Origin of the sequence: Pseudoalteromonas sp. Z9A6, assembly GCF_011378805.1 — a bacterium.
Taxonomy (GTDB): Bacteria; Pseudomonadota; Gammaproteobacteria; order Enterobacterales; family Alteromonadaceae; genus Pseudoalteromonas; species Pseudoalteromonas distincta.
On the sequence record NZ_WTKZ01000004.1, the window covers coordinates 143,806 to 152,003 of the forward strand.

Below are 8,198 nucleotides of genomic sequence, written 5' to 3' on the forward strand. Positions count from 1 at the left end.
TAAATACAAAAAAGCCGCTAGTAAAAACTAACGGCTTTACTTTGTATTACCTTTAGAAGTTGTAACGCATACCAATATTGTAACGTGCACCTAGCTGTTGTAGGTTCCACAATTGTACTGACGTACGGCCATGTTCGCGGCTGTTTTGTTCAGTAATATTAAGGCCTTCAATAAAAAACGATAGTTGCTCGCTGTAGTTGTACGCAACATTAAAGTCGATTTGATAATATTCTTCAGTAAAGCCTGGCTCATTTACGTATCGAGCTGCGCTATTTAAAAACTTATCACGCCAGTTGTAAGCAATACGTGCTTGAAAATCGTCGTTTTCGTACATTGCAATAAAGTTAGCTGTATCGCTTAAACCCACTAGTGCAAATTGTGTAGTAGTAGGGTCAGCGTTTACATCAAAGTCTATGTCGCCATTAACAGTGGTGTAGTTTGCTTGCACCCCAAAACCGCTTTCACCAAAAAAGTGCTGAAAGGCAATTTCGAAACCATCAATTGTGGCATTTTTATTGTTGGTAGGTACTTGCGCTGTAAATTCTAGTAATGGGTCATCGCTGTTAGCAATTACATCGTAAGCGGCTTCAAACTCTTCGTAGGTCATAGAGTCAAAATCAACGCCATTTTCTGTTGCGGCAACCATTTGAAATAAGTTTGAATCGGTTAGAGCAAGTCCGCGAGATTCTAGCTCAGCAATGGCAGCTTGTGCGCGAGGACCCGCTGTTGCATCGCGTAATCCGTAGTAGTTTTGCGTCATTGGTGTTAAACCAATAAAGTTTTCAATGTCTTTAGTGTAATAACCTACCGACACATAACTTGTTTCTGCAAAGTACCACTCAGCCGATACATCAATATTATCAGATTCTAGCGGCACTAAACCAGGATTACCCGTTGACGCTGTAGCCGGTGAAGAACCCGCTAAAAGAGTAGGGGCACCTGGTACACCAACAGTCGCTGCTGAACTTAAGTTATCGTAAGTTGGGCGAGCAATTGTCGTGCTATAAGAAAAACGCGCTTTTACGTTTTCAATTACTTCTATGTCAAAGTCAAAGCTTGGTAAAAAGTGATCGTAGCTAGATTTAAGCGTGAAATCTTCTTTAGCTGAGCCAAAACGAACATTAAAGTCGTTATTACCTTCCCACGCTACTGCGTTAGGTAAATCGATATTAGCCGTTGAGGTAATGTCGGTAGACTCTTGGCGTGCGCCAATAACAATGTTATATGGCATATCGCCAATGTAACCATTGTAAGTAAATTGCACAAACGCAGCGGTTATGTCTTCTTCAATGGTGCGGTTTGTTGCAAATGCGCCATCGGCTGCAAAGTTAAAACCGTATTCTTCACCTGCCCAGTAACCAATTTGAGATGCGCTGCCAGTATAACCTTGGTTGAACGAGCCCGATGTATCGTAGTCGTCAAACTCAGCTAAAAAGTTTGTTGGGTTTAGGTAGCCATCAGGTAGTTCGCCTGGGTTTTCGATACCCCAGTTACCCATTGTATTACGTGTAAGTGATTGCAGTGAATGGCTTTCCATAGAGCGAGACTCTATACCAAAGTCAATTGCGCCGTTTTCAATTTCGTATTTACCATGGATTCTAAATTCTGTTATTTCAGATTCTTGGCGAGCAAAGTTAGAATCTAAAATAGACGTACCCACATCAGAGGCATCTAACGTGTTATTACAATTTAAGTTGTCTCGGCGGCAATCATCAAAATCGATACTCATTGATGGAAGTTCACGGCTAAAATCAACTTCTTGTGCGTTAACTACGTTTGCGCCTAAGCCTGCGTTTACCCAGCTGCCGTAAGGTGCATCTGGTTTGCTAGTGGCTTTTGAATTGTGCGCATCAAACATAAAGCTCAATTCTGAATTGAAATAGTACTCAACGTTTAAACCAATAGAGTCGTTTTGGTTAACTTGGTTTAGCTCTTGAAACGCTAAACCTAAATCGCGTGTTTGCTGATCGCGACGTTCTTCTCGGTAATAAATAGGAGTTTTTATTGTGTTGTCGTCAAATGTTAGCGCGCTTTTGTAGTTATCCATCCAAATTGATTGCTCAGCACGGGCTTCGAATAAATCTTGCTTAGAATATGTGTAATCAAGCGTGGCTGTTAAATCGTCAATAGGGCTGTATTGCAGCGTTAATTGCGCGTTTGTACGAGTACGTTCTCTGTCGGCAATGGTGTAGCGCAAATCTGATGGCATTGAATAAAGCTGGCCAACGGCGGGTGCATTAGTTAAAACAATATCGTCTGCAGCTTGTGGGATTGTGCCGTCAAAAGCTGATGTATTCCATTGATTTACAAACGCACCTGTTGATGAGCTATCGCGCTGTTGCATGCTTGCAGTTAACGAGGCACCAAATTTAGCTTCACTGTCGGTCCAGCTAATTAAGCCCGAAAGCTCAGGTGTTATGTCATCACCAACGCGGTTTGTTGAGTCGTGTAATGCTTTTACGCCAATGCTTGAAACAAAGCCTGGATTGTCGAGCGGGCGAGCCGTATTAATATTAATTGTTGCGCCAATACCACCTGATGCAATGCTAGCTTTACCCGTTTTATATACTTCAACCGATTTAACGCTATCAGACGCTAAGTTTGCAAAGTCAAATGCTCGAGAGCTGGGTGTACCACCGCCTGCAGGCAAAGATGCCGCCGGCATTGTACGCCCGTTTAGGGTTACCATATTGTAGTCGGGGCCAAAACCACGAACCGTTACTTTAGAGCCTTCACCATTTGAGCGATCAATCGACACACCCGTAATACGCTGTAGCGACTCGGCTAAGTTGGTATCTGGGAATTTACCAATATCTTCAGCTGATATAGCATCTACAACACCGGCGGCGTCGCGTTTTAAACGAGTCGACTCTTTAATACTGCTTTTAAAACCAGTAACTTGGATTACTTCAACATCTGTATTTGCTTCTTGTGCATATACAGGCAAAGAGATTGATGCACCTAAAATCAGAGATAGGCTGGTCGCTATCTTTGTTTTTCTTACAATATGGTTGGACATTCGGTTTCCCTCGCGCTTTTATCATTATTATTAACAGCTTGTATGGGGCTGTTATTGTGTAGTTATAAACATTGTCAAATGTGTGGAAGCGCTTCCAGAAAAATCTGCTTAACTAGAATTTGTGGAAGCGCTTCCAGAAATGCTAGTTTATATTTTGAATAGGGTCAACTGTTGTTTTAATAAAATGAGACTAAATTGTTTTTAAAATGTATGTTTTTTGGATTTGATTTTATTTAAATCATAAATTACAATTGGTTATGAAAAGCCGTTTGCAATAGTGCTGTAACAACATTTTATTATAAGAAAACCAATTATTGATTAATTTAGTTATTTACACACTTTTATGAGGTGTATAAATCAGCTTTTAATACTAGCTAAAATTAATAAATCGGCCGTTGGTCACTCAACAAAAATAGGTACATTTGCTAACTTAGCGAAAATGCCGATGTAGTGATTATGTACAACGCAATTGATGAAAACGCATCAAGCGGCGGTTCTATCTCAGTTTATGAATCGGTCATTAAAAACCAGTAGTTGTTTAAAAAATCGTTAATTAAATCACTAAAAAGTAACGTAGTTTTTGCAGAAGATGGTTTAAAAATAAACTTATAAAGTATTGCGCATAAGAGTGTTGCGGGTCGCTAGTTTTATCGCTATTTTAAAGGCTCTCTCATAGATGGATTTTATTATGCGCATTAAATTTTTAGCGAGCTTTTATTCTTTCTTCTTGTTTGCACTGTTTGGTTGTGACGACCAAAGCATGGCAATGCAAGATAGCCCTCAGCTAAATAGTAATGCAAGTAACTTACCCACTGATCTCAAAGTAAACACACCTCCAGCAGCTCAAACAAACGAACCCGCTTTAGTGGTCGGTATGCTTGCAACACATTGTAAAAGTAATGAAGCAGCCTACATTAACGCAAAAATGCATAAAGTTGTGCGTAACCCAGATGAAAGTACAGCCTACAAGTTAGAGCCTACCGATAAAGTGCTTTCTATTTGTGTTGCAAAAGATGACTCATCGCTTAGTTATCGATTTGGTAGAGTTAATGACATAGGGCTTGAAAAAGAAGCTACACCAGATGCACCATTTGGTAGTTACTACAGGCAAGTAGAGCGTATTGGCGAGAGTATTTTATTTTTTAGTAACGGCGAATATCATTATTATATTATTAACTCAGGCGGTATGGGCAGCGGTGTAACCGTTAATGTTTATAAAAACGATACATTAATAACTGAGCTGTTTTCGGGTAATGATCCTTACGATGATTTTGTTATAGCAACCGATTTAAATTTCCCTAAAAAATTGGTTATCGAAAAACAGCCATTTAATAAGCAAATGCAGTAAATAATGACTCCACAGCAGCAAAACGTAATAGAGCAAGGGCATTGGTTTAAAAACCGTAGCGCTTATTTAAAAAGCTTTTTACTAACGCAGGGCAAAACGCTCTCGCTAAAGGCTCAGCAATCACTATTTTTGCGAGGTGACAAGCACGATGGAATTTATGCAGTGCTTAGCGGCGTGGTGCGTATTAGTGGCGTAAGTAACGAAGGCAAAGAAGCTGTACTTAGTTTTATTGATTCGTCACTTTGGTTTGGCGAAGTTACCTTGTTTGATGGTGGCCTGCGCACTCACGATGTATATGCACAAACTGATGTTGTGCTTTTTTACGTGCCCCAACGCGAGCTTGAACAGCTATTAAACGAACAGCCACAATATTGGCAAGAGTTTGGTTTATTGCTGGCACAAAAGTTACGCCTAATGTTTACCTCAATGGAAGATCACGCATTACTAAGCGCTGAGCAAAAAGTATGCAATCGACTTTTAATGCTTAGCGAACATACAGAGCACTTAACACCGCTTGTTTTATCTCAACAGCAACTTGCTGATATGACCTACCTAACGCGCCAAACTATTAATCAAATACTGCAACAGCTTGTTAGCTTACAAGCTATTAGTTTGGGGTATCAACGCATAACTGTTTTAGATAAACAAAAGTTACAGGCGCGTGCTACACAAGCTTAAATAGAGACTTTTTTATTTAGTTGGAACCAAAATTGCTACAGATAATGTGACGCAACAATGGATTTGAGCTAATGACTACAATAACCTTTAAAAATCAATATAGTAACTATAACTCTCCTGCATTAAATAAAGCGGCAGGACTAAGCGAACTTGCGGCAACTAATACCCTCCCTAACGAAAAAACAAATGATGTTAAAGGCATTACCTCAGCTCCTAAAGAACCAACGTTTTTAGAAAGTGCTCAAGAAGCGCTGGTTTATCAGCGCTTAGGTGTAAACAAAAACAAAATAGACGAGCTAAAAGCGACAATAGAAGAACTCACTAAAGAGCTACAAGGAGAGGGCGCAGACCCTGACGCAATTGCTGATAAAATTGATGAGCTTCAAAAAATGCTTGAGCAAGAGTATCAAAAAGGGCGCGAGCGAACGGATATGCAAGGTGAGCATGAGCCGGGTAAGATAATTTCTGCATTTGTTTAATTTACAAAGTGTCGGATACCTGACATTGTTGCTGTGCTTACTTTTGTTAAAGTTAGTTTTATAGATAAAAATAAAGGCAAAACAATGAAAACACTTCAACAGCAACTTGGTAAATATGGTTTGTATCATCGTTCTAAGCGCAATGTACTAACGCACTTTATTGGTATTCCGCTCATTGTATTTGCGGCGCTGTGTTTACTTGCGCGTATTCAAATACCCCTTGGTAGCTTTGTAATTGATGGTGCACAACTTTTTGTATTAGCGTCGGTTGTTTATTATTTTATGCTGAGCTTTTCGCTTGGCTTTATTATGGCCGTGATATTCACTTTATTCCTTGTTGGTGCTCAGCCTATTGCGGCAATGTCGTTTTGGCCTTGGTTGAGTTTTGGCCTAGGTGTGTTTGTATTTGGTTGGGTACTGCAGTTTATTGGGCACTATTACGAAGGTAAAAAACCAGCGTTTGTAGATGACCTAATTGGTTTAATTATTGGCCCTTTGTACGTAACTGTTGAACTACTATTTTTAATGGGTTTTTACAAAACATTAGCAGATGAAGTAAACGCGATAGCAGGTCCAACAAAGGCGTAAAATACTTTACTCAGTAACTTAATAAAACTTAATAAATAAGAATAAAAGGCAGATAGGGCATGCAATATAATAATAAAACCGTGTGGATCACCGGGGCATCGTCAGGTATTGGTAAAGAGCTTGCTATACAATTTGCCGAGCTTGGAGCGCGCGTTATTTTATCGGCGCGCAATGTAGATAAACTAAACGATTTAAAGGCAACGCTTAAAGGCGAAGGGCACTTAGTTGTGCCACTGGACTTAGCCCAGCCAGAGCATGTACTGAGTACAATAACAGCAAAAATGAGCGAGCTTCCTGTAATAGATATTTTAATTAATAACGGCGGCGTATCGCAGCGCAGTTTATTTTTAGAAAACGATTTTAACGTGTATCGCCAATTAATGGAGGTTAATTACTTTGGCTTAATTGCACTTACTAAAGCTGTATTGCCTACTATGGTGGCAAGGCGCAGTGGCTCAATTGTGTCTATTAGTAGTGTGGCGGGTAAAGTAGGTTCAAAATTTAGAACGGGTTATTCGGGTTTTAAATATGCGGTTGTTGGTTTTATGGATTGCCTACGTGCAGAAGTAGCACAACATAACATTCATTGTTTAACAATTTGCCCAGGCTCTATTAAAACAGCAATTGCGCATAACTCACTAAACGAGCAAGGCATAGCGCAAAATAAACCAGAAGAGTCGATAGAAAATGGCATGGATGTAAGCGTAGCGGCTTCAAAAATGATTCGTGCCATTAGCAATAAAAAAGACGAAGTGATTATTGGCAAAGGTTTAAGTGGTTGGGCGCCAACAATTAAGCGCTTTTTTCCTACTTTGTTTAATCGCATTACCGCAAAAACAAACTATAGGTAGCGTCGTTTATTTCAAAGGCGTAAAATGCCGTAAATTTGATCAATTTAGAAAAGGATTCTAAATGAAGTATTTATGGCTGAGCCTGTTTTTTATTGTATTAATTTGGTCTGGTATTAACCCAAAAGATCAATTTACATGGCTGCTTGAAGTTATCCCCGCAATTATTGGTTTAGTGCTGCTAGCAAGTACCTATAGCCACTTTAAACTTACCCCTATTTTGTATACATTTATTTTAGCGCATTGCATAGTGCTGATGATTGGCGGGCATTACACCTACGCCGAAGTCCCTTTGTTCGATAACCTATTTGGTAGCGAGCGTAATAACTACGACAAAGTAGGGCACTTTTTTCAAGGGTTTGTACCTGCACTACTAGCACGCGAAATTTTACTGCGCAAAAAAGTAGTAAATGGTCGAGGCTGGTTAATCACCTTTGTTATTTCAGTATGTTTAGCATTTAGCGCCTTTTACGAATTAATAGAGTGGTGGGTTGCAGTGTTAAGCGGCGAAAACGCAGAAGCGTTTTTAGGCACGCAAGGTTACGTGTGGGATACCCAATCAGATATGGGACTGGCGTTATTTGGGGCTATTTGCTCATTGTTAGTACTTTCAAAAGTACACGACAAACAGCTAAAAAACGTTAAAGATTATTTATAGAAAAAGTTATATAAACGCTTATAAAAGCATTGGTAAAAAAGACTATTAACTTATGAGCGCAAACATTAGTAACTACTCAATTAGCACAGACAAAAGCAAACTCAACTTTAACGTTATTTATAACTCAATGTGCTTTGGTGTTTACAGCGATCATAACCAGCAAGTTGGATTTGCCCGAGTGGTTACCGATAAAGCAACCTTTGCCTATTTAGCAGATGTATTTATTGCCCCGCACTTGCAAGGTAATGGGCTGAGTAAATTACTTATTAAAACGATAGTAGAGCACCCTGAGCTGCAAGGGCTCAGGCGCTTTTTATTAGCGACATCGGATGCCCACGGGCTTTATGCGCAATACGGATTTAAGCCAATAGATAACCCCGCACTACTAATGCAAATAAATCCTGAGAATGTGTATGATAAAAATAATCGTGAGGTCTAATAAACGGGGGCGAATATTGTTGTTATAAGCAATTTCCTGTCACATAGCGCCTAGATAGGTTCGTTAGCTTACGATTTTTTGATTCCAACTTAATGGAGGGCGTTCAGAATTCTGTGTCAGCCTAAATTGCTAAATATCTAG

Annotated in this window: 8 protein-coding genes; 7 read left to right on the forward strand and 1 reads right to left on the reverse strand. The window is 39.6% G+C overall.

Annotated features, from left to right (window positions below; genetic code table 11):
- Window positions 1-52 precede the first annotated feature (52 nt).
- Window positions 53-3,019, reverse strand: a complete 2,967-nt coding sequence (locus GQR53_RS02930) for a TonB-dependent receptor (RefSeq protein WP_165742821.1) — start codon at window positions 3,017-3,019, stop codon at window positions 53-55.
- 688 nt (window positions 3,020-3,707) lie between these two features.
- On the opposite strand from GQR53_RS02930, the gene GQR53_RS02935 reads away from it, so the two are divergent.
- The 7 genes from GQR53_RS02935 to GQR53_RS02965 all read left to right on the forward strand — a co-directional run bounded on the left by GQR53_RS02935 (window position 3,708) and on the right by GQR53_RS02965 (window position 8,057).
- The gene (locus GQR53_RS02935) at window positions 3,708-4,367 is read left to right on the forward strand and encodes a hypothetical protein (protein WP_240917434.1); all 660 of its coding nucleotides are present in this window, start codon (window positions 3,708-3,710) and stop codon (window positions 4,365-4,367) included.
- A 3-nt stretch (window positions 4,368-4,370) separates the two neighbouring features.
- Window positions 4,371-5,045, forward strand: a complete 675-nt coding sequence (locus GQR53_RS02940) for a Crp/Fnr family transcriptional regulator (RefSeq protein ID WP_010553509.1) — start codon at window positions 4,371-4,373, stop codon at window positions 5,043-5,045.
- 71 nt (window positions 5,046-5,116) lie between these two features.
- Window positions 5,117-5,524: a hypothetical protein gene (locus GQR53_RS02945; RefSeq protein WP_165742823.1), complete on the forward strand. Its 408-nt coding sequence runs from the start codon at window positions 5,117-5,119 to the stop codon at window positions 5,522-5,524.
- An 84-nt stretch (window positions 5,525-5,608) separates the two neighbouring features.
- The gene (locus tag GQR53_RS02950; protein WP_165742824.1) at window positions 5,609-6,112 is read left to right on the forward strand and encodes an Mpo1-like protein; all 504 of its coding nucleotides are present in this window, start codon (window positions 5,609-5,611) and stop codon (window positions 6,110-6,112) included.
- A gap of 59 nt (window positions 6,113-6,171) precedes the next feature.
- Complete coding sequence (locus GQR53_RS02955; RefSeq protein ID WP_165742825.1) at window positions 6,172-6,963, forward strand: SDR family oxidoreductase; 792 nt, start codon at window positions 6,172-6,174, stop codon at window positions 6,961-6,963.
- 61 nt (window positions 6,964-7,024) lie between these two features.
- The gene (locus GQR53_RS02960) at window positions 7,025-7,618 is read left to right on the forward strand and encodes a DUF2238 domain-containing protein (protein ID WP_149604942.1); all 594 of its coding nucleotides are present in this window, start codon (window positions 7,025-7,027) and stop codon (window positions 7,616-7,618) included.
- 52 nt (window positions 7,619-7,670) lie between these two features.
- On the forward strand, window positions 7,671-8,057 hold the full coding sequence (locus GQR53_RS02965; RefSeq protein WP_165742826.1) for a GNAT family N-acetyltransferase: 387 nt from the start codon (window positions 7,671-7,673) through the stop codon (window positions 8,055-8,057).
- Window positions 8,058-8,198 lie beyond the last annotated feature (141 nt).

What these genes read in the sequence shown, in the direction of transcription:
- GQR53_RS02945 (WP_165742823.1), top strand. Translation starts at nt 5,117, where the DNA reads ATGACTACAATAACCTTTAAAAATCAATATAGTAACTATAACTCTCCT.
- GQR53_RS02950 (WP_165742824.1), top strand. Translation starts at nt 5,609, where the DNA reads ATGAAAACACTTCAACAGCAACTTGGTAAATATGGTTTGTATCATCGT.
- GQR53_RS02930 (WP_165742821.1), bottom strand. Translation starts at nt 3,019, where the DNA reads ATGTCCAACCATATTGTAAGAAAAACAAAGATAGCGACCAGCCTATCT.
- GQR53_RS02940 (WP_010553509.1), top strand. Translation starts at nt 4,371, where the DNA reads ATGACTCCACAGCAGCAAAACGTAATAGAGCAAGGGCATTGGTTTAAA.
- GQR53_RS02935 (WP_240917434.1), top strand. Translation starts at nt 3,708, where the DNA reads ATGCGCATTAAATTTTTAGCGAGCTTTTATTCTTTCTTCTTGTTTGCA.
- GQR53_RS02955 (WP_165742825.1), top strand. Translation starts at nt 6,172, where the DNA reads ATGCAATATAATAATAAAACCGTGTGGATCACCGGGGCATCGTCAGGT.
- GQR53_RS02960 (WP_149604942.1), top strand. Translation starts at nt 7,025, where the DNA reads ATGAAGTATTTATGGCTGAGCCTGTTTTTTATTGTATTAATTTGGTCT.
- GQR53_RS02965 (WP_165742826.1), top strand. Translation starts at nt 7,671, where the DNA reads ATGAGCGCAAACATTAGTAACTACTCAATTAGCACAGACAAAAGCAAA.